The 20,264-nt window shown below is 66.9% G+C and carries 16 protein-coding genes; 8 read left to right on the top strand and 8 right to left on the bottom strand.

The window, feature by feature from the left end:
* Window position 1 precedes the first annotated feature (1 nt).
* The 5 genes from ACN0T5_RS02375 to hmgA all read right to left on the bottom strand — a co-directional run bounded on the left by ACN0T5_RS02375 (window position 2) and on the right by hmgA (window position 5,590).
* Complete coding sequence (locus ACN0T5_RS02375; protein ID WP_417767016.1) at window positions 2-1,630, bottom strand: FAD-dependent oxidoreductase; 1,629 nt, start codon at window positions 1,628-1,630, stop codon at window positions 2-4.
* A gap of 62 nt (window positions 1,631-1,692) precedes the next feature.
* Window positions 1,693-2,652: an MBL fold metallo-hydrolase gene (locus ACN0T5_RS02370; RefSeq protein ID WP_417767015.1), complete on the bottom strand. Its 960-nt coding sequence runs from the start codon at window positions 2,650-2,652 to the stop codon at window positions 1,693-1,695.
* Window positions 2,653-2,725: 73 nt separating this feature from the next.
* Window positions 2,726-3,268, bottom strand: coding sequence for a hypothetical protein (locus tag ACN0T5_RS02365; protein WP_417767014.1), 543 nt, complete (start codon window positions 3,266-3,268; stop codon window positions 2,726-2,728).
* On the bottom strand, window positions 3,261-4,271 hold the full coding sequence (locus ACN0T5_RS02360) for a fumarylacetoacetate hydrolase family protein (RefSeq protein WP_417767013.1): 1,011 nt from the start codon (window positions 4,269-4,271) through the stop codon (window positions 3,261-3,263). Before ACN0T5_RS02360 ends, ACN0T5_RS02365 begins: the two co-directional genes overlap by 8 nt.
* Window positions 4,268-5,590 carry a homogentisate 1,2-dioxygenase gene (hmgA, locus tag ACN0T5_RS02355; RefSeq protein ID WP_417767012.1) on the bottom strand — a complete coding sequence of 441 codons (1,323 nt, stop codon included), beginning with the start codon at window positions 5,588-5,590 and terminating at the stop codon, window positions 4,268-4,270. Before hmgA ends, ACN0T5_RS02360 begins: the two co-directional genes overlap by 4 nt.
* 108 nt (window positions 5,591-5,698) lie before the next feature.
* Between hmgA and ACN0T5_RS02350 the strand changes: the two genes are divergently transcribed.
* Window positions 5,699-6,157 (top strand): MarR family winged helix-turn-helix transcriptional regulator, encoded by a 459-nt coding sequence (locus ACN0T5_RS02350; RefSeq protein WP_417767011.1) that lies wholly within the window; start codon window positions 5,699-5,701, stop codon window positions 6,155-6,157.
* 51 nt (window positions 6,158-6,208) lie between these two features.
* On the opposite strand, the gene polA is transcribed toward ACN0T5_RS02350, so the two are convergent.
* From polA to ACN0T5_RS02335, 3 genes are all read right to left on the bottom strand, one after another.
* Complete coding sequence (gene polA / locus ACN0T5_RS02345; RefSeq protein WP_417767010.1) at window positions 6,209-9,211, bottom strand: DNA polymerase I; 3,003 nt, start codon at window positions 9,209-9,211, stop codon at window positions 6,209-6,211.
* A gap of 81 nt (window positions 9,212-9,292) precedes the next feature.
* Window positions 9,293-10,390 (bottom strand): acyltransferase family protein, encoded by a 1,098-nt coding sequence (locus ACN0T5_RS02340; protein ID WP_417767009.1) that lies wholly within the window; start codon window positions 10,388-10,390, stop codon window positions 9,293-9,295.
* A 134-nt stretch (window positions 10,391-10,524) separates the two neighbouring features.
* A complete protein-coding gene (locus tag ACN0T5_RS02335) occupies window positions 10,525-11,082 on the bottom strand; it encodes an FxsA family protein (RefSeq protein ID WP_417767008.1) in 558 nt (185 codons plus the stop codon).
* Between the two features lie 323 nt (window positions 11,083-11,405).
* Here ACN0T5_RS02335 and ACN0T5_RS02330 point away from each other — a divergent pair, with 323 nt between their 5' ends.
* The 7 genes from ACN0T5_RS02330 to ACN0T5_RS02300 all read left to right on the top strand — a co-directional run.
* A complete protein-coding gene (locus ACN0T5_RS02330) occupies window positions 11,406-12,122 on the top strand; it encodes a Tim44/TimA family putative adaptor protein (protein ID WP_417767007.1) in 717 nt (238 codons plus the stop codon).
* Window positions 12,123-12,207: 85 nt separating this feature from the next.
* Window positions 12,208-13,311 (top strand): murein transglycosylase A, encoded by a 1,104-nt coding sequence (locus tag ACN0T5_RS02325; protein WP_417767006.1) that lies wholly within the window; start codon window positions 12,208-12,210, stop codon window positions 13,309-13,311.
* Window positions 13,308-13,898 (top strand): Smr/MutS family protein, encoded by a 591-nt coding sequence (locus ACN0T5_RS02320; RefSeq protein WP_417767005.1) that lies wholly within the window; start codon window positions 13,308-13,310, stop codon window positions 13,896-13,898. The genes ACN0T5_RS02325 and ACN0T5_RS02320 overlap by 4 nt, the downstream gene beginning before the upstream one ends.
* Window positions 13,895-14,266 carry a helix-turn-helix domain-containing protein gene (locus ACN0T5_RS02315; RefSeq protein WP_417767004.1) on the top strand — a complete coding sequence of 124 codons (372 nt, stop codon included), beginning with the start codon at window positions 13,895-13,897 and terminating at the stop codon, window positions 14,264-14,266. The genes ACN0T5_RS02320 and ACN0T5_RS02315 overlap by 4 nt, the downstream gene beginning before the upstream one ends.
* A gap of 165 nt (window positions 14,267-14,431) precedes the next feature.
* Window positions 14,432-17,263 (top strand): [protein-PII] uridylyltransferase, encoded by a 2,832-nt coding sequence (locus ACN0T5_RS02310; protein ID WP_417767003.1) that lies wholly within the window; start codon window positions 14,432-14,434, stop codon window positions 17,261-17,263.
* Window positions 17,264-17,315: 52 nt separating this feature from the next.
* Window positions 17,316-18,908, top strand: coding sequence for a murein biosynthesis integral membrane protein MurJ (murJ, locus tag ACN0T5_RS02305; RefSeq protein ID WP_417767002.1), 1,593 nt, complete (start codon window positions 17,316-17,318; stop codon window positions 18,906-18,908).
* A gap of 368 nt (window positions 18,909-19,276) precedes the next feature.
* Window positions 19,277-20,264, top strand: a 988-nt coding sequence (locus ACN0T5_RS02300) for a BMP family protein (protein ID WP_417767001.1), incomplete at its 3' end; no start/stop codon positions are given.

Here is a 20,264-nt window from a genome sequence, read left to right as displayed (position 1 = left end):
CTCATCCCTGTGCTTCGCCGCGCGGCCGGCCGGTGGCAAGGCGCAGCGCCTGTGCCACGGCGCCGGCATCGTAGACCGGCCAGCGCGCTGCCACATGCTGGTCGGGCCGCATCAGGTAGACCGCGCTTCGAGCCGCGCCCAGATAGCGATCCCGGAGCGCGCCGCTCGGATCGTCAGCGGCGGAAAGCGCGACGCGTCCGATTTCAATGCCGTCGATCTCCAGCCTGTCCGGCGCTTGCGCGTCGATGGTCACAAGCTGGAAGCGATTGCCGAGCCGGTCGATCAGCCAGCCGCCCGAAACGGGCGCGTCGCTTGCCGGGGCGCCGGGCCTGGTGCGCGCCGGCATTGCCGCGCAATCCGGCCCGTTCAGCGGCGAGCCGTCATAGATGGCGGGCAGTGACAGGCGGCCGGAATTGACCAGCGGCCGGGCGAAGGCGTGGTGCTCGGCCAGTTCCAGCACCGCATCGCGGAAGACCCGGCTTGCATGGCTTTTCGGTGTGATGAAATCGGTCGAGCGCGACGAGTTCAGGATGTTCTCGTCGGCGGCATGGACCCGCTCCCCGTCATAGCTGTCGAGCAGGCTTTCCGGCGCCTTGCCGTCGATGACAAGCTTCAGCTTCCAGGCGAGGTTGTCGGTGTCCTGAAAGCCGGAATTGGCACCGCGCGCGCCGAAGGGCGAGACCTGATGCGCCGCGTCGCCGGCAAAGATCACCCGGCCGTGACGGAACTTCTCCATGCGCCGGCACTGGAAGGTATAGATCGACACCCATTCGAGCGTGTAGTCGACATCGTCGCCCAGCATGGCCCTGAGCTTCTCGCGCACCCGGGCCGGGTCTTTCTCCGCCTCCCGGTCGATGTCCCAGCCAAGCTGCAGGTCGATGCGCCAGACGTCGTCGGGTTGACGGTGCAGCAGCGCCGACTGGCCCTTGTTGAAGGGGGGATCGAACCAGAACCAGCGCTCGGTCGGGAAGTTCGCCTTCATGACGACGTCGGCAATGAGGAAATTGTCCTCGAACACCCGTCCCCGGAAATCGAGCCCCATCATGCTGCGGGTCGGTGACCCGGCGCCGTCGCAGGCGATCAACCAGTCAGCCTCGATCCGGTAGGGATCGTCGGGCGTCTCCACCGTGAGCTCGACACCGTCCCCGCGCGGCCCGACGGCGCTCACCCGGTTGCCGCCGCGCAGCTCAAGGAGGCCGGTGTCGCGGCCGATCTCCAGCGCCCGCTCGACCAGATACTGCTCCAGATAATATTGCTGCAGGTTGATGAAGGCCGGCCGCTTGTGACCGCCCTCGGGAAGGAGATTGAAGTCGTAGACCTTGCGCTCGTCGAAGAACACCTTGCCGAGGTTCCACACGACGCCCTTGTCGACCATCTTCTGCCCGCAGCCGAGCCGGTCGAGGATTTCCAGCGGCCGTTTGGCAAAGCAGATCGCCCGCGAACCCCAGCTCACCTTGTCGTTCTCGTCGAGCACGAGAACGGCGATGCCCTGCTGCGCCAGGTCGATCGCCGCGGCCAGTCCCACCGGTCCCGCTCCGAGCACGACGACGCCGTGACGCACGGGGCGCTCCGCATTCTGGTCGGCCGAGCGAGCGTAGGGGTAGAGCGGGGTCTCGAAGATCTTTGTCATGCGGCCTCCCGAAATGCGGGACCACCGGGCGCGGAACCGACGCCCGCCCGGCGGCCTGGAACTCACCCCTGCAGCGCGTCCCACATGTCCTTGTCGCGCTGGGCTGTCCAGATGCGCGGCGTATCGATGCCCTGCGCCTCGTCATAGGCGCGCGCCACGTTGAACGGCAGGCAATGCTCGTAGATCGCGTAATCGGAGAACTTCGGATCGCAGGCGGCGCGCGCCGCGTCCCAGGCCTCCTTCAGCGTGCCGCCGCGTGTTGCCACCTGCGCCACCGGACGGAAGGTCGAGGTGACGAACTCGGCGGTGGCATCGAGCGCCGCGTTGACCATCTCCTTGCCGATGAGCGCGTCGCCCCGTCCGGGGGCGATGGCATCGACGTCGAAGCCGCGGATGCGCTCCAGCGTTGCCGGCCAGTCGCGGAAATGCCCGTCGCCGCAATAACAGGCGGAGTGGTATTCGACGATGTCGCCGGTGAACATGACGTTCTCGTCCGGCACATGGATGACGATGTCGCCGGCGGTATGCGCCCGGCCAAGGAACATCAGGTCCACCCGGCGCTTGCCGAGGAAGACGCTCATCCTGTCGGTGAAGGTGGTGGTCGGCCATGTCAGCGGCGGAATGTCCGCGACATTGTCATAGCCCTGGAACAGACGCGGGAAGCGCATGAACTCGGACTCCCGGTCCTCGGCGCCGCGTTCCGCCACCATCGAGCGGGCCTTGTCGCTCATGATGATCGTTGGCGCGCGGTAGGCGGCCGCGCCCAGCACGCGCACCGCGTGGTAGTGGGTCAGCACCAGGTGGCTGATCGGCTTGTCGGTGACCTCGCGCACCTTCTCGATCACCTTGCCGGCAAGCCGGGGGGTCGCCTGCGCTTCGACGATCATCACGCTGTCATCGCCGATGATGACGCCGGTATTGGGATCGCCCTCGGCGGTGAAGGCCCACAGGTCCCTGCCCACCTCGGTGAAGGAGATCTTCTTTTCGCTCATGTCGCCCTGCGAGGCGAAGGCCTTGGCCATGGTGTCGCTCCTGTCTTGCCGGGCCGCCGGGCACGGTTCTTCCCTCCGTCGCCCGGGGCGCGCGGTCCGTCGTCTACTGCCTTGCGATCGTGTCGAGTTCGGCTTTCAGAGAGGCGTAGCCGTCCGCGTCCGATCCGGTGAGGATGTCGTCGATGACATCGCGGCCGCTTTCCTTCACCACCTCGAAGCGCACTTCCGAAACCTGCCGGAATTCCGGCGCATCGCCGAAGCAGGCGGTGAAGACGAAACGCGCCGTCACCAGCGTGCGTCCGGCGGCCGCGCGTCCCGCCTTGATCGCCAGCCCTTGCAGCGGACAGCCGTCCTGGGCATTGACGATCACGTCATAGCCGAACGGCGATGTGCTCCCGTCATACGCGGGAAAGGCGGATGCCGCCCGGTATCGGGCGACGAAATCGGCGCTGAACAGGCGTTGCAGCCGCTCGTCGGTGAAGATTTCCTCATAGGGCGTGCCGTCATCGGCCCAGTTGCCCTCGGTCACCTGCATCACCTCGGCCACCGGATCGACGGGGTCTGCAAGGGCGGGCGAAGCGCCGGTCACCGCCGCGGCGACCAGCAGCAGCGCGGAACGAATGGGGGCCGGGCAGCGTCTAGCCATGCTTTTCGACCATCTGCTCGATGGCACCGAAGATCGAGTGCCCGGCCGCATCGAGCATCTCGATGCGCACCGTGTCGCCGAAGCGCATGAACGGCGTCTTCGCCGCGCCGGCCTCGATCGTCTCGATCATGCGGATCTCGGCGATGCAGGAATAGCCGACGCCGCCCTCGGTGACCGGCTTGCCGGGGCCGCCGTCAAGCTTGTTGGAGACCGTGCCCGACCCGACGATCGTGCCGGCGCCAAGCGGTCGCGTCTTCGCCGCATGGGCGACAAGCGTCGGGAAATCGAAGGTCATGTCGATGCCGGCATTGGCGCGGCCGAACGGCTTGCCGTTGAGGTCGACATGAAGCGGCAGATGGAGCTTGCAGCCGTCCCATGCATCGCCCAGCTCGTCCGGCGTCACCGCGACCGGCGAGAAGGTGGAGGAGGGCTTGGACTGAAAGAAGCCGAAGCCCTTGCCGAGTTCGGCGGGGATCAGTCCGCGCAGCGACACGTCATTGACCAGCATGACGAGACGGATCGCGGCCGCTGCCTCCTCGCGGGTCGCGCCCATCGGCACGTCGCCGGTGACGACGGCGATCTCGCCTTCCATGTCGATGCCATAGGCCTCGTCCGCCATGCGGATCGGTGCGCGCGGAGCGAGGAAGCTGTCGGAACCGCCCTGATACATCAGCGGATCGGTCCAGAAGCTTGACGGCATCTCGGCGCCGCGCGCCTTGCGCACCAGCTCCACGTGATTGACATAGGCCGAGCCGTCCGCCCACTGATACGCGCGCGGCAGCGGCGAAAGCGCGTCATGCTCGTGAAAGCGCAGGGACGGCACGGCATCGTGCTCGAGGCTTTCGGCGAGCGTTTCGAGCTTCGGCAGGACGCGGTCCCAGTTGTCGAGCGCCGCCTGCAGGGTCGGCGCTATATGGCTGGCCTCGGTGCAACGGGTCAGCGCGCGATTGACGAGCACCAGTTTGCCGTCGCGGCTGCCGTCGCGGAGTGTTGCGAGTTTCATTTCACCTGGTCCCAGTTGCCGCCGATCGTGCCGTCGAAGCGCTTCTTCAGCTCCGACCAGCAGTCGAGGTAGTTGTCCTGAAGTGTGTCGAGTTCGGCAGCGTAGCGGGTCAGATGCTGCGGGAAGCGCGTCTCGAACATGAAGGCCATCGTGCCGGTCAGCTTTTCCGGTTTCAACTCGCTCGTCGAAGCCTTCTCGAAACCGGTCGCGTCGGGCCCGTGCGGCAGCATCATGTTGTGCAGGCTCATGCCGCCGGGCACGAAGCCTTCCTCCTTGGCGTCGTAGCGGCCGTAGATCAGACCCATGAACTCGGACATGATGTTGCGATGATACCAGGGCGGGCGGAAGGAATGCTCGGCCACCATCCAGCGCTCGGGGAAGATGACGAAGTCGATATTGGCCGTCCCCTCCTCTCCCGAGGGCGCGGTCAGCACCGTGAAGATCGACGGGTCGGGATGGTCGAACAGGATCGCGCCGACCGGCGAATACGTCGTCAGGTCGTATTTGTAGGGCGCGTAATTGCCGTGCCAGGCGACCACGTCGAGCGGCGAGGCCTGAAGCTTCGTCTCGTGGAACCCGCCGCACCACTTGACCACCAGGCGGCACGGACCTTCCTTGTCCTCGAACCATGCGACCGGCGTCTTGAAGTCGCGCGGATTGGCAAGGCAGTTGGCGCCGATCGGACCGCGATCGGGCAGGGTGAACTTGGCGCCGTAATTCTCGCAGACATAGCCGCGCGCCGTGTCGTCCAGCAAGGTGACGCGGAAGATCATGCCGCGCGGGATCACGCAGATCTCCTTCGGCACGACATCCATCGTGCCGAGTTCGGTCGCCACCCGGATGCCGCCGTCCTGCGGCACGATCAGCAGCTCGCCATCGGCGTTGAAGAAATACTCGTCGACCATGTCGGCATTGGCGACATAGACATGCGTCGCCATGCCCGTCTGGGTGTGCACGTCGCCGGCGGTCGTCATTGTCCGCATGCCGGCAAGGAAGCTGGTGGGCTCGGCCGGAACCGGCACCGGGTCCCAGCGCAACTGGCCGAGCGGCAGCGTGTGGTCGCCGATATTGGGCGCGCTTTTCCAGTCCGGCAGGGCGAGCGGCGAGAACCGTCCCGAATGCTTGACCGAAGGCCGGATGCGATAGAGCCAGGAGCGCTCGTTGGTGCCGCGCGGCGCGGTGAAGGGCGAGCCGGACAGCTGCTCGGCATAGAGCCCGTAGGGAGCGCGCTGCGGCGAATTCTGCCCTTGCGGCAGGGCGCCCGGCAGCGATTCCGTCTCGAAATCGTTGCCGAAGCCCGGCATGTAGGAAAGCGTCATGTCCGATCCTCCTGATCCAGACAGTTGATAGTTGCATGTGTAACTGTTTTGTCGGAAACTATCAACGTGTCATTCTTCGCGATAGCCCGATATCGACCGAGGTTCCGGATGAAAGCTTCGCTGCCGCTGGAGGAGTTCCTGCCCTACAGGCTGGTGCGCGCCTCCGAGCTCGTCAGCCGCCGCTTCGCCGCGCGCTACCGGACCGCCTACGGTATCAGCCGGCCGGAATGGCGCACCTTTGCCATTCTGGGGGAAACGGGACGGACCACGGCGACGGAAATCTCGCGCCGCTCGACCATGCACAAGACCAAGGTCAGCCGGGCGGTGGCGGCGCTGGAAAAGCGCGGCTGGCTGTCACGCCGGGCGGATGTCGCCGACCGGCGCATCGAGCATCTGGAACTGTCTTCGTCGGGAGCCGCGGTCTATGCGGAGCTTGCCGCCATGGCCCGCGATTTCCAGGCGGCCTTGCGCGAGGAGATCGGCGCGGACGCCGCCGCCGCGCTCGAGGCAGGCCTTGCCGCCGTGGAGGCGCGCTTCGTCTCGCTGGAGGCGGCGGAGGACGAGTGAGATCGCGACAGGTCGGCGCGACGCCGGATCGCGGCCCGCGGTCTCAGCGCCTCAATGCGCCTCGTCCCAGTTGTCGGCGGCGCGTGCGTCCACATGCAGCGGCACGGTGAGGGTCACCGCCGGTTCCGCCGCGCCCTCCATCACTTCGCGCACCAGCGCGATCGTTGCATCGATCTCGCCCTCCGGCACTTCGAAGATCAACTCGTCATGCACCTGCAGCAGCATGCGCGCGGCAAGCTTCGAGGCGGAAAGCCGGTCTTCCATGCGGATCATCGCCCGGCGCAGGATGTCGGCGGCCGAACCCTGGATCGGCGCGTTGATCGCGGCGCGCTCGTAGAAGGCACGATGGTTCGGATTGGAGGTGTTGACCTCCGGATAATGGGCATGCCGGCCGAAGATCGTCGTCACGTAGCCATTGGCATGGACGAATTTCTTCGTCTCTTCCATGTAGTCGCGAATGCCCGGGAAGCGCTTGAAATAGGTGGAGATATACTCCGCCGCCTCGCCGCGCGGGATGCCCAGCTGGGCCGCCAGGCCAAAGGCCGAGATGCCGTAGATGATGCCGAAATTGATCGCCTTGGCGCGGCGCCGCACCATCGGGTCCATGCCCTCGATCGGCACGCCGAACATCTCCGATGCGGTCATCGCGTGAATGTCGAGCCCCTCGGCGAAGGCCTGCTTCAGCTGGCCGATATCGGCCATGTGGGCGAGCACCCTGAGCTCGATCTGGCTGTAGTCGGCCGAGACCAGTTTGTGGCCCTTGTCGGCGATGAACGCCTTGCGGATCTTGCGTCCCGCCTCGGTGCGCACGGGAATGTTCTGCAGGTTCGGCTCGGACGAGGAGAGTCGTCCGGTGGTTGTCGCCGCCAGCGCGTAGGACGTGTGGACGCGGCCCGTTTCCGGGTTCACATAGCCGGGCAACGCGTCGGAATAGGTGGATTTCAGCTTGGCGAGCTGGCGCCAGTCGACGATCCGCGCCGGCAGGTCGTGGCCCTCGGCGGCGAGGTCGTCGAGCACCGAGACCGAGGTCGACCAGGCGCCGGTCTTGGTTTTCTTGCCGCCGGGCAGGCCCATCTTGCCGAACAGGATGTCGCCGAGTTGTTTCGGCGAACCGATGTTGAAGCTCTCGCCGGCCAGTTCGTGGATCTCGCTTTCCAGCGCCGCCATGCCTTGCGCGAAGTCGCCGGAAAGCCGCGACAGCATCTGCCGGTCGATGGAGATGCCGCGCATCTCCATGCGCGCCAGCACCGGCACCATCGGCCGTTCCAGCCGCTCGTAGACGGTGGCCTTGCGCTCCGCCGCGAGCCGCGGCTTCAACACCTGCCACAGGCGCAGCGTGACATCCGCATCCTCCGCCGCATAGGCGGCCGCCTTGTCGATCGGCACCTTGTCGAAGGTGATCATCGACTTGCCGGAGCCGGCCACCTCCTTGAAGGGGATCGGCGTGTGGCCGAGCCAGCGCTCGGCCAGCGCGTCCATGCCGTTGCCGCCCTTGCCGGCGTCGAGCGTGTAGGACAGCAGCATCGTGTCGTCGAACGGCGCGACCTCGATGTCGTGGCGCTTCAGCACCAGCCAGTCGTATTTGAGGTTCTGCGCGATCTTCAGGACGCCCGGATCTTCCAGCAGCGGCTTCAGGATCGCCATCGCCTCGTCGCGCGGGATCTGCCCCTCGATCAGGCCGCCGCCGCCGAGCAGGTCGCCCTCGCCGTCCACATGGGCAAGCGGGATGTAGCAGGCATGGCCCGGCCGTGTCGCCAGCGACACACCGACAAGCTCGGCCTGCATTGCGTCGAGTGAGGTCGTTTCCGTGTCGACCGCCACGTGGCCGACCTCCCTCGCCTCGGCCACCCAGGCCTTCAGCCGGTCGATGTCGCGTACGGTTTCATAGGTCGAGGCGTCGATCGGCACGGCGGTCGCGGCTTCTGCCGCCGCCGTGGCAACGGTCTCGGCAGTCCATCCGCCGCTGCCTGGGGGCGTTGCCGTGGTCGCGGGAGACGAGGCGGGAGCGGCCGTTGCCGCCTTGCTTGCGCCACCGGCCGCCGGTCCGCCAGCCATCATCCGGCCCTTGCCGTCCGGCTCGTGCCAGCCGCGTATGGTGAGGTCCGCCGGTGCGACCGCGTCCGCGTCGGTTGCCGTCGTCTCCGCGATGCGCCGGGTCAGCGTGGTGAATTCCATCGCCTTGAGGAAGGCGATCGTCCGCGATCCGTCCAGTTCGGTGACGACGAGCGCCTCCGCCGGCAGTTCGACCGGCACGTCGTCCTTGAGTGTCACCAGTTTCTTTGAGACACGCGCCTGGTCGGCAAATTCTATGAGGTTCTCCCGGCGCTTGGTCTGCTTGATCGTGTCGGCCTTGGCGAGGAGGGCTTCCAGGTCGCCGAACTCGTTGATCAGGAGCGCCGCCGTCTTCAGGCCGATGCCCGGTACGCCCGGCACGTTGTCGACGCTGTCGCCGGCCAGCGACTGCACCTCGATCACCTTGTCCGGGCCGACGCCGAATTTCTCAAACACCTCGGCCTCGCCGAAGATCTTGTTCTTCATCGTGTCGATCATGCCGACGCGCGGCCCGATCAGCTGCATCAGGTCCTTGTCGCCCGACACGATTGTGACGCGCGCGCCGTTCGCCGCGGCCGATCGCGCATAGGTGGCGATAAGGTCGTCGGCCTCGAAGCCTTCCTGCTCGATGCAATGAACGTTGAAGGCCCGCGTTGCCTCGCGGATCAGGCCGAATTGCGGGATCAGGTCTTCCGGCGGCTCCGGGCGCTGGGCCTTGTACTCGGGGTAGATCTCGTTTCGGAACGTCTTCGCCGAATGGTCGAAGATCACCGCCATGTGTGTCGGTTCGTCGCCCTTCTCCGGCGTCAGCCCTTCCTGCAGCAGCTTCCACAGCATGTTGCAGAAGCCGGACACCGCTCCGACCGGCAGCCCGTCCGACTTGCGGGTGAGCGGCGGCAGCGCGTGATAGGCGCGGAAGATGAAGGTGGAACCGTCGACCAGGATGAGATGGTCGTCGGCGGTGAGGGCGGAGGCGGCTTCGTTCGACATGGCGCGGATCATGCCCGCGATGTACGCGCGAGAAAAGCCCGCTTGTGCGCCCCAGACCGCTTTATGGACCCCTTTGTGGGCTCTTGGGGCGTCTTACTCCGCCGCCTGCGCCACCGGCCGGCGCGGGGGCTCGGGTTCCAGCCGCGCCCATGCCGGGCGTCGGAACAGGAACCAGCCGAAATCGAAGCGTGTGATCAGCCACAGCAGCACCAGCGGGGCGATGACGCCGGCCGCGGTGACGATTGCCGCGACCGTTCCGACATCGCCGATCACGCCGGTCTTCAGCAGGATGATGCGTGTCGCGGCCATGGGAAAGAAGAAGGCCAGATAGATGGTGATCGAGTTGGCGCCGCAATAGGCAAGCGCGCCGGCAAGCTTCGCCTGCGTCAGCAGGGCCGATACGAGGATGATGGCCAGCGCGCCGGCGGTGCCGAGCAAAAGGCTGACAACCGGCAGGTCGGCGAGCCCGGAAAACACGAAGGCGCCGTTGACCACGGCCCATGCGGCAAGGCCGAGGACTCCGACCCTCGCATGGGTCCGTGTCCAGGCGGCGATGGCGAAGGCGTGCGCGGCGAAAACATAGCCGGCGTGGAAATAGACGTAGCGCGAGCAGAATTCGTCGATCAGCACCGATCCGGTCGAGATCGGCGCGATCTGCAGCAAGGCCGCGACGGTCAGCACGACCTGCCACGGCACGCCGCGATCGTGCAGGAGCTTGGTGATCACGAACATCACCGGCAGCATGTAGATGAACCACAGCGTGCCGAACGGCTGCACATAGGCGAGCAGATACTGCCCGGCGACGCCGGCCCAGCCGATCTCGCCGGCCATCGAGGGCGCCTTCACGGCGAACTGGATGGTCAGCCAGAGCACGTAGAAATAGGCGAAATGCACCAGCTTGCGGTCGAGATAGGTCCGCCACGGCCGGTCGATCACGAGTGCCAGGAAGAGGCCGGAAATCATGAAGAAGTCGGGCATGCGGAACGGCCGGGCGAATTCGACCACGAGGCCGAGCCATCCCTCTTCGCCGGCTGCGTTCTGCACGCCGAGCGTGGAATGCATCATGACGACGAAGATGATGCAAAGGCCCTTGGCCGCGTCGACCCAGTCCACGCGTCCCGGGCGTGGCGCCGCATCGACGGCCGCTGCCCCCTGACGGGAATGCGCCGCGTTCGAACCAGCCGTGCTCATCTTCCGTGCTCCCTTCCTGCATCCGGAAGGCGACAGTATGCAGCCGGAGGGTGTAGCCGGCGTTAACCGGCTGTCCGAACACGGGAACGTGTAGGGCAGGTGTTCGGCCGTGGCGGTCGTCGTGCGGCGCGTTCCTAGCGACCGGTCTCGTCGGGGCGTGCGGCTCCGTCGTTCGGGCCGCGGCCGTCCGTCAGGCGGTCGCCGGTGTTCCAGGGCGTGTCGCCGTTGCCGTTGCGACCGTTCTGGTTGACGTCGGACCAGGCGTCGGGGTCCAGGTCGACCACGCCGTCACCGCGCCGGGCCCCCCCCGGTTGGCCGGGACGAACCACCGTGACGCGTGCGTTGCGCACCACGGCCCGTGCGATCAGGGACCGCAGGGGCGGGATGAACAGCGCGATGCCGACCGCGTCCGTGACGAAACCGGGAACCAGAAGCAGGAAGCTTGCGACGACGATCAGCGCGCCCTGGACGATGTCCTCGCCGGGCACCTCGCCGCGGTCCATCTCGGCACGCATGCGGGTCAGCAGCGACAGGCCCTGCATCCGCAGCATCACGGTGCCGGCGAGCGCCGTCAGCACCGTCAGCAGGATGGTCGGCACGGCGCCGATTTCGGAGCCGACCTCGACGAAGACGGCGATCTCGATCAGCGGCAGGCCGATCAGGGCGAGAAGGAGGATCAGTCCAAGGGGCATGGCGTCGTTCGGAACCGGCTCTTGCGATTGACATGTCGCGCCGGCCCGACCCTGGTTGTGTCGAAAACCGCGCGGTTGCGACCCTTCAGGTAGGAAACAATTGACCCGAATGCGAGCAATATGTGTGATCGGAGGGCGAAATCCGCGTCTGACACTTGTGCTCAAGGCTGGATGTTGGTTCAAGGAAGCTTACATACAGGTTCCATGGGCAGTTCCGTGGCAGCGCTGTGGAGCGGGATCGGCCAGCCGCGCCGTGGCACGATGTCGCCTGCGGTCCGGGTGGGCTGCCCTCTACTTAACCGGCCGGATGCGAAACGAGTCATATGTTCGACGACGTCACCACAATCATCTTCCTGGTCCTGGCGGTCGTGATCTTCCTGCGCCTGCGCAGCGTCCTCGGGCGGCGCACCGGGCACGAGCGGCCGCCGTTCGATCCGTATTCCTCGCAGGAGCGCGAGAATGGCAACGGTCCGTCGGCGACCGGCGATGACAATGTGATCCCGCTGCCCGGGCAGGGCGGGCCGCAGGGCGAGGCCGCACCGGCCACCAGTTCCGCGACGCTGGACAAGGTCGCCCCCGAGGGCAGTGCCCTCAACGACGCCTTGCGCCAGATCCTCTCCGTCGACCGCTCCTTCGACCCGCAGGGCTTCCTGCAGGGCGCGCGCGGCGCGTATGAGATGATTGTCAGCGCCTTTGCCGCCGGCGACCGCAAGACCCTCAAGAACCTGCTGTCGAAGGATGTCTATGAAGGCTTTGTCGCGGCCATTTCCGACCGGGAATCGCGCGGCGAGACCATCGAGTCGACCTTCGTCGGGATCGAAAAGGCGGACATCGTCGAAGCGGCGCTGAAGGGCTCGACGGCCCAGGTGACTGTCAGGTTCCGCTCCGAACTGATCTCCGCCACCCGTGATCGTGACGGGGCGATCGTCGACGGCGACCCGAACGCCGTCAGCGAAGTCACCGATATCTGGACCTTCGCGCGCGATACCAATTCGCGCGATCCCAACTGGCGACTGGTCGCGACCGAATCGGTCGAGTGACTTGGGTGGCCTGCGCCGAGCAGTTCTTGCCGCTGTCCTTGCGGCAAGCCTTCCCGGCGGGGCTGTCGCCTCGGCGGGGAACGCCATGCTGTCGCCACCGCTGAGCTTTTCCGATCTTCCCGGCTGGGCGCAGGACGATCATCGCGCCGCGCTCGCCGCCTTCCTGCGTCATTGCGGGGATGATGTTGCCTTGCCGGAAGCCGGCCGACCGGCCGGCCGCCTCGGCATCTCCCCCGCCGCTCTTCGGCACGCCTGCCACGCGGGTGCGGGCGCCATGGCGGACGGGTCCGATGCGGCCGCGCGCCGGTTCTTCGAGACAATGTTCGAGCCGCGCCGCGTTCTCGCCGACGGTTTCGTCACCGGCTATTTCGAGCCGGAATATCCCGGTTCCCGGCACAGGGACGCGGTGCATGCCACGCCGCTGCTGCGCCGGCCGGAAAACCTCGTCGCGCTGGACGATGCCAACCGCCCCGCGCACCTGCCCTCCGACGCGCCCTTTGCCTTGCGCGACCCGGACGGCGCCCTCGTCCTGCCGCCCGACCGGGGCGAGATCATGGACGGCGCGCTTTCGGGGCACGGGCTCGAGCTTGTCTGGCTCACCGATCCGGTCGATGCCTTCTACGTTCATGTGCAGGGCTCGGCCCGTATCCGCCTGAAGGAGGGCGGCGTCCTGCGGGTCGGCTATGCCGGCAAGACCGGTCACCCCTATTCGCCCATCGGCCGGGTGATGATCGAGCGCGGTCTCGCCGAGCCCGGCACCGTCACCATGGACGTCCTGCGCGGCTGGCTCGCCGAAAACCCCGCGGAGATCGACGGCGTCCTGCGACGCAACCGCTCCTACATCTTCTTTCGCGAGGTGACGGAGGCCGGACCGGACGACGGTCCGGTGGGGGCCGCCGGACTGCCGCTCGTCGCCGGCCGCAGCCTGGCCGTCGATGCGGCCTTCCATGCCTATGGAACGCCTGTCTTCGTCAGCGCCGACCTGCCGGCCGGCGATGGCAGGCCCGCGCGGCCCTTTCGCAGGCTGATGGTTGCCGACGACACCGGTTCGGCGATCATCGGCGCGGCGCGCGGCGACATCTTCTTCGGTTCGGGCCGGCAGGCGGGAGCGCGGGCCGGGAGCGTTCAGCACCGCGCCGACATGGTGGTCCTGGTGCCCCGCGGTGCCGGCAGGGAGGCGCCGCGATGAGCAGTGGCCGGCGCAAGGGGCGCCAGCCCTCGCCGGACGAGCGCCGCCTGTGGGCGCAGGTGACGGCCGATGTGGAGCCGCTGGTCCGGCCGCGCCGGTCTTCCGCAAAGGACGATGCCGCGTCGGAGGTCGCCAGGACACCGGAGCCGGCCCCGTCGCGTCCCGCCTCGGTTCTGGCCGTGCCCCCGCCCACCGTCACCGCGCTCCGCCAGCCGTCGCCGCCGCCGCTGTCTCCCCTGGAGCCGCGCCAGCGCCGCAAGGTGGCGCGCGGTACCCGGGCCATCGATGCGCGGATCGACCTGCACGGACTGACGCAGGCCGAGGCGCATGTGCGCTTGCGCGGATTCATGGTTCGCGCCCAGGCCCAGGGCGCGACGCTGGTGCTTGTCATCACCGGCAAGGGCGGGGCGGGCGGCAGTCCGGCGGCCGAGGGGCGCGGCATCCTGCGGCGCGTCGTGCCGCAATGGCTGTCCTTTCCGGAGTTCCGCGCGCTCGTCGTCGGCTATGAACAGGCCCATGCGGCGCATGGTGGCGACGGCGCGCTCTATGTGAGGATCCGCAGGGCCGGGAGATGGGGGACGCCATGACGCCCTTCGGCGCGAAGATCCGAGAACTGCGCAAGAAGCGCGGCGTGACCCTGTCGCAGATGGCGGAGGCCCTGTCGGTGTCGCCCGCCTATCTTTCCGCCCTGGAACACGGCCGCCGCGGCCGGCCGACATGGTTCATGGTCCAGCGCATCATTGCCTTTTTCAACGTCATCTGGGACGAGGCGGAGGAGCTTCAGAGGCTGGCCGAATATTCCGACCCGAAGGTCACGATCGACACGGGCGGCCTCGATCCGGAGGCAACCGAGCTTGCCAATGTGCTGGCGGTGAAGATTTCCGGACTGTCGCGCGAGAGCCTGGCGCATCTCCTGCATCAGGTCCGCGCGGCTGCCGCTCGCGATGGCGTGTAGACGACACGGTGCCGCTGCGGCATCTCCGGCGATCTGCCCCTTGAGCGGAACGGGTGGCGGGCGTAGGGTCCGCGGGCGGCGGCATGAAGGACCGGTTGCGGACCCGCTGCGGTCCGCCCTCCCGATCGGCGGTGGCCCGCAAGCGAGAAGGACAGCGCGCGTATCATGACCTTGAGGAACGCATCCCGGCCATCGGAGTCTTTCGCCGGCCTGATCGATGCGGATGCGCTGCGTCACCGGTTGACGGCGCTGACCGCGGCCAGCGACGGCGACGGGTCCGACCTGGCTATTCGCAACCAGGTGCTTGCCGAGCTGAAGTCGGCGATGCAGTCGGCGCGCGAGCAGGTCGAGGAGCGACTCTTCGCCGATGGCGGCGGCATGCTCTGCGCCCAGCGTCTCAGCCATGTGCAGGACGAGATCCTGCGCGTCATCTTCGATTTCGCCATCCATCACGTCTACCGGGTGAAAAACCCGTCCGCCGGCGAACGCATGTCGATCGTCGCCGTGGGCGGCTACGGGCGCGGCACGCTGGCGCCGGGCTCGGATGTCGATCTTCTGTTCCTGCTGCCCTACAAGCAGACCCCCTGGGGCGAGCAGATTGTCGAGTACATGCTCTACATGCTCTGGGACCTGGGCCTGAAGGTCGGCCATGCCACCCGCAACATCGACGAGTGCCTCCGCCTGTCGCGATCCGACATGACCATTCGCACGGCGATCCTCGAGGCGCGCCACGTATGGGGCGAGGCCGCGCTCACCGAGGAACTGATCGAGCGGTTCGACACGAGCGTGGTGGCCGGAAGCGGACCGGAGTTCATCGCCGCCAAGCTTGCCGAGCGCGATGCGCGCCACACGCGGCAGGGCACCTCGCGCTATCTGGTCGAGCCGAACGTCAAGGAAGCCAAGGGAGGCTTGCGCGACCTCAACACGCTGTTCTGGATCTCGAAATATTTCTATCGCGTGCGTTCGACCAGCGGCCTCGTCAAGGCCGGCGTCTTCAGCCGCGCCGACATCCAGCGGTTTCGCAAGGGCGAGGACTTCCTCTGGGCCGTGCGCTGCCACCTGCATTTCCTGACGGGACGCGCGGAGGAACGCCTGTCCTTCGACGTGCAGCGGGAGATCGCCATCCGGCTCGGCTACACCCAGCATCCCGGCATGAAGGATGTCGAGCGCTTCATGAAGCACTATTTCCTTGTCGCCAAGGATGTCGGCGACCTGACGCGCATCTTTTGCGCCGCGCTCGAGGAACAGCACGCCAAGGCGCCGCAGCCGTTCTCCAAGCTGATCGACCGGATCGCGGCGCGCGCCCGCAAGCGCAAGCTGTCGACCGGGACCGCCGATTTCGTCATCGATCGCGGCCGCCTCAACACGGCCTCCGACACGGTGTTCGAGAAGGATCCGGTCAACCTGATCCGCCTCTTCGCCATCGCCGACCGCCACGCGGTCATGCTTCATCCCGAGATGCTGAAGCTGGTGCGCAGGTCTCTCAAGCTGATCACCGCGTCATTGCGCGAGGACGCGGAAGCCAACCGTCTGTTCCTGCAGGTCCTGACCTCGCGCAACGATCCCGAAACGGTGCTGCGCAAGATGAACGAGACCGGCGTGCTCGGCCGGTTCGTGCCGGATTTCGGCAAGGTCGTGGCGATGATGCAGTTCTCCATGTACCACCATTACACGGTCGACGAGCACCTCATCCGGTCCGTCGGCGTGCTCGGCGAGATCGAGCGCGGCGAGGCGGGCGAGGACCATCCGCTGTCCACCGACATCGTCAAGACGATTCAGAACCGCCGGGTCCTCTTCGTCGCCATGTTCCTGCATGACATCGCCAAGGGGCGGCCGGAGGACCATTCCATTGCCGGCGCGCGCATCGCCCGGCGTCTGTGTCCGCGTTTCGGCCTGAGCGCGTCGGAGACCGACACGGTTGCCTGGCTGGTCGAGCATCATCTCGAGATGAGCACGATCGCCCAGTCGCGCGACCTGGCCGACCGCAAGACGATCGAGGATTTCGCCCGCAAGGTGCAGAGCCTTGAGCGCTTGAAGCTTCTCCTGATCCTCACCGTGGCGGACATTCGCGCCGTCGGGCCAAACGTCTTCAACGGCTGGAAGGGGCAGCTGCTGCGCACGCTCTACTACGAATGCGAACCGGTGCTGACCGGCGGCCATTCGCTGCTGCCGCACAATCTGCGCGTCGAGGCCGCCAAGACCGAGCTTGGCGAGGCGCTCTCCTCCTGGGACGCGGCCACGCGGGCGGCCTATCTGGAGCGCCACTATCCCGCCTACTGGTTGCGTGTGCCGCTCGACCGGAAGATTGCCGATGCCGAAATGATTCGTGCGGCGGATGCCGCCGGAACCGGCTTTTCCTCGCGCGTCGTCACCCATGCCTTCGAGGAGGTGACGGAGATCACCGTGCTGGCGGCCGACCACCCGCGTCTGCTTTCCACGATCGCCGGGGCCTGTTTCGTGGCCGGCGCCAACATTGTCGACGCGCAGATCGACACGACGACGGACGGATTCGCCCTCGACACGATCTTCATCTCGCGTGAGTTGCCCGGCGACGAGGACGAGATCCGTCGCGGCGAGCGCGTCTGCCGGCTGATCGAGAAGGCGCTGCGCGGCCAGGAGCAACTGCCCGACAGCGTCGCCCGCAAGGCCGCCTCGCGCGGGCGGGTCAGGGCATTCCGCGTCGAGGCCGAGGTTCTGGTCAACAATTCCTGGTCGAACCGCTACACGGTTCTGGAGATTTCCGGCCTCGACCGGCCCGGCCTCCTCTACGACCTGACCCGGGCGATTTCGGCACTCAACCTGAATATCAATTCCGCTCATGTCGCCACGTTCGGAGAGCGGGCGGTCGATGTCTTCTACGTCACCGATCTGACCGGGCAGAAGATCGGCAATATCGGACGCCAGGGCGCGATCCGCGATCGCCTGCGCGAGGCGGTCGAGGGCGACCTGGCCGATGAACCGGCCCGTCGACGTCCGCGCCGCGCCGGCGCTGCATGAACCGGTCTGCCGGCCGCGACCGGTCTCGTCTCCCGCTATCCTGGATCGTTCGATGAGCCTTCTGCGCAATTTCGCCACCGTCGGCGGCGCCACCATGACCAGTCGCGTTCTCGGGTTCTGCCGGGACGTGATGATCGCCGCCTTTGTCGGTGCCGGGCCCGTGGCGGATGCCTTCTTCGTCGCCTTCCGCCTGCCCAACCTGTTCCGCCGCCTGCTGGCGGAGGGCGCCTTCAATTCCGCCTTCGTGCCGCTTTTCGCCCGGGCGCTGGAAGAGGGGGGCGATGAGGGCGCCCGGCGCTTCGCCGGAGAGGTCTTCGCGGCGTTGTTCTGGACGCTGCTGGCGCTGACCGGTGTTGCCATGGTGGCCATGCCGGCCCTGGTTTTTGTCCTTGCGCCGGGCTTTGCCGCCGATCCGGAGAAATTCGACCTGACGGTGCTGCTGTCGCGCATCACTTTCCCCTATCTGATGTGCATGTCGCTCGTCGCCCTGCTTGGCGGAATCCTGAACACGTATCGGCGCTTCGCTGCCTCCGCCTTTGCGCCGGTGGTGCTCAATCTGGTGATGATCGCGGTGCTGGCCGGGATATGGCAGGCGGGTCTGGAGCCTGACACACGCCTCGGCGTCGTCATGACGCTTGGCGTCACGCTCGGGGGTATCGGCCAATTGGCCCTGCTGGTTGTCGCGGTCCGCCGCATGGGATTCCCGCTTCGCCTGCGTCGGCCGCGCATGACACCCGGTGTTCGCCGCCTGTGGAAGCTTGGCGTTCCGGGTATCGTCGCCGGCGGCATCACCCAGATCAACATCGTCGTCGGCACGGTGATCGCCTCCTCCCAGGCCGGTGCCGTTTCCTATCTCTACTATGCAGATCGCATCTACCAGCTGCCGCTCGGAGTGGTCGGGATCGCGATCGGCGTGGTGTTGTTGCCGGACCTCTCGCGGTCGCTGCGCGCGGGCGCCACTGGACAGGCAAACCACACGCTCAACCGGGCAATGGAGTTTGCCCTCGCCCTCACCCTGCCGGCGACGGTCGCACTGGTGATCGTGCCGCAGGCGATCGTCTCCGTGCTCTACCAGCGCGGCGAGTTCGGACCCGAGGCCAGTGCCGCCACCACGGCGGCGCTTGTCGCCTATGCGGCGGGCCTGCCGGCCTTCGTGCTCAACAAGGTGTTCTCTCCCGGCTTCTTCGCCCGCGAGGACACGGCAACGCCGATGTGGTTCGCCGGCATCGGCATGCTGGTCAATGTCGCCGGTGCACTCGCCCTTGCCCCGTTCCTCGGCCATGTCGGCATCGCGCTGGCCACGACGCTTGCCGGCTGGGTGAACTCCGGCCTGCTCGGGTTTGTGCTGTGGAGGCGCGGCCACTTCCGCATCGATGCGGGCATCCGCCGCCGCCTGCCGCTGCTCGCGCTCGCCAGCCTGTTGATGGGTGCGGGCCTTTACGCGGGCGCGCTGCTGCTTGAGCCGTTCCTTTTCGGCGCCTCGATGCTGGCGCGCTTTGCCGCGCTTGCCGCTCTTGTGGCAGCCGGAATGGCGCTGTTCGCCTTCTTCGTGCAGGTCACCGGCGCGGTCGACTTGCGGGGCTATCTCGCCCGTGCCCGGGCGCGTGGCCGTTCTGCTCCGCCGCCCGCCGCGCCACAGGACTGACAGGTCACACGCCGACCCTTTGGGATGCCGGAAGGGATGCCGGAAGGCGAGAAGCCCTTCCGGCTGTGCCGCCGGAGCCCCGCAATCTGCGGCTGCCGGATGCCGCCTGTTTTGTCGGCTCAATTTTTGACCAGACGATCAAATTTTGTCCATTTGTTCAAAAACAGGCAGGTGCGGAGACCTGCCTGCATTGTAGGCGTGCCCGGAATATGATCCAATTTGGTTCGCACCGGGTGCGGCGGGCGTCCGGCCCGCATGGCCGGGTGTTCCGGACAAGAGAGCCGCGTACAAGCGGGGTCGGCCGCCACCTTGGCTCCGGCCCTGCCCGCAAAAAGCCGCGCGGCGTCGTACCTGCCAGGGGGAGTCACATGACATTCAATGAGCATTTTGCCTGGACGCGCCGCGCCGTTCTCGGCCTGGCCGCGTCCATCGCGCTCGTTGCCGGCGGTCTGCCGGCGGCAGCCAAGGACAAGCCGCTGAAGGTGGCGGCGATCTACACGGTCCCGGTCGAGCAGCAATGGGTCGGCCGTATCCATCAGGCTCTCAAGACGGCCGAGGCGCGCGGCGACGTCACCTATACCTATTCGGAAAATGTCGCCAACACCGACTATGAGCGCGTCATGCGCGAATATGCCGAGGCCGGCATGGACCTGGTCGTCGGCGAGGCTTTCGCCGTCGAGCGGGCGGCGCGCAACGTGGCGGCCGAATATCCCGACACCGCCTTCCTGATGGGCTCCTCGTTCGGTCCGGCCAAGCCGAATTTCGCCGTCTTCGACAACTGGATCCACGAGCCGAGCTACCTGACCGGCATGATCGCCGGCAAGGCGACCAAGTCCAATGTCATCGGCATGGTCGGCGGCTACGCCATTCCCGAGGTCAACCGCCTGATGAACGCCTTCATGGAGGGTGCGCTGTCGGTCAACCCGGACGTCAAGTTCCTCGTGACCTTCATCAACTCCTGGTACGATCCGCCCAAGGCCAAGGAATCCGCCTTCGCGATGATCGACAAGGGTGCCGACATTCTCTACGCCGAGCGCTTCGGCGTCTCCGATGCGGCCAAGGAGAAGGGCATCCTGGCGATCGGCAACGTCATCGACACCTCCGGCGATTATCCCGGCACCATCCTGGCCAGCGCCTTGTGGCACATGGAGCCGACCATCGACCGGGTGATCGAGGCGGTCGCCGGCGATGCGTTCGAACCTTCCGACTACGGCCAGTTTTCCTTCATGTCCTATGGTGGCGGCAGCTTCGTCGTTGACGAGACGCTTGCCGATCCAGAGGCGCTCAAGGCCGCGCGCGCGACCGAGAAGGAAATCCTCGACGGCCTGTTCCGCGTCAATGTCAACGACGCCGAGC

The sequence above is a fragment of the Stappia sp. genome, from assembly GCF_048261845.1.
In the GTDB taxonomy this organism is placed as follows: Bacteria; Pseudomonadota; Alphaproteobacteria; order Rhizobiales; family Stappiaceae; genus Stappia.
This window is presented reverse-complemented; position numbering and strand designations above follow the sequence as displayed.

Coding starts and splice junctions, on each gene's coding strand:
- ACN0T5_RS02375 (WP_417767016.1), bottom strand. CDS start 1,630: ATGACAAAGATCTTCGAGACCCCGCTCTACCCCTACGCTCGCTCGGCC.
- ACN0T5_RS02370 (WP_417767015.1), bottom strand. CDS start 2,652: ATGGCCAAGGCCTTCGCCTCGCAGGGCGACATGAGCGAAAAGAAGATC.
- ACN0T5_RS02365 (WP_417767014.1), bottom strand. CDS start 3,268: ATGGCTAGACGCTGCCCGGCCCCCATTCGTTCCGCGCTGCTGCTGGTC.
- ACN0T5_RS02360 (WP_417767013.1), bottom strand. CDS start 4,271: ATGAAACTCGCAACACTCCGCGACGGCAGCCGCGACGGCAAACTGGTG.
- hmgA (WP_417767012.1), bottom strand. CDS start 5,590: ATGACGCTTTCCTACATGCCGGGCTTCGGCAACGATTTCGAGACGGAA.
- ACN0T5_RS02350 (WP_417767011.1), top strand. CDS start 5,699: ATGAAAGCTTCGCTGCCGCTGGAGGAGTTCCTGCCCTACAGGCTGGTG.
- polA (WP_417767010.1), bottom strand. CDS start 9,211: ATGATCCGCGCCATGTCGAACGAAGCCGCCTCCGCCCTCACCGCCGAC.
- ACN0T5_RS02340 (WP_417767009.1), bottom strand. CDS start 10,390: ATGAGCACGGCTGGTTCGAACGCGGCGCATTCCCGTCAGGGGGCAGCG.
- ACN0T5_RS02335 (WP_417767008.1), bottom strand. CDS start 11,082: ATGCCCCTTGGACTGATCCTCCTTCTCGCCCTGATCGGCCTGCCGCTG.
- ACN0T5_RS02330 (WP_417767007.1), top strand. CDS start 11,406: ATGTTCGACGACGTCACCACAATCATCTTCCTGGTCCTGGCGGTCGTG.
- ACN0T5_RS02325 (WP_417767006.1), top strand. CDS start 12,208: ATGCTGTCGCCACCGCTGAGCTTTTCCGATCTTCCCGGCTGGGCGCAG.
- ACN0T5_RS02320 (WP_417767005.1), top strand. CDS start 13,308: ATGAGCAGTGGCCGGCGCAAGGGGCGCCAGCCCTCGCCGGACGAGCGC.
- ACN0T5_RS02315 (WP_417767004.1), top strand. CDS start 13,895: ATGACGCCCTTCGGCGCGAAGATCCGAGAACTGCGCAAGAAGCGCGGC.
- ACN0T5_RS02310 (WP_417767003.1), top strand. CDS start 14,432: ATGACCTTGAGGAACGCATCCCGGCCATCGGAGTCTTTCGCCGGCCTG.
- murJ (WP_417767002.1), top strand. CDS start 17,316: ATGAGCCTTCTGCGCAATTTCGCCACCGTCGGCGGCGCCACCATGACC.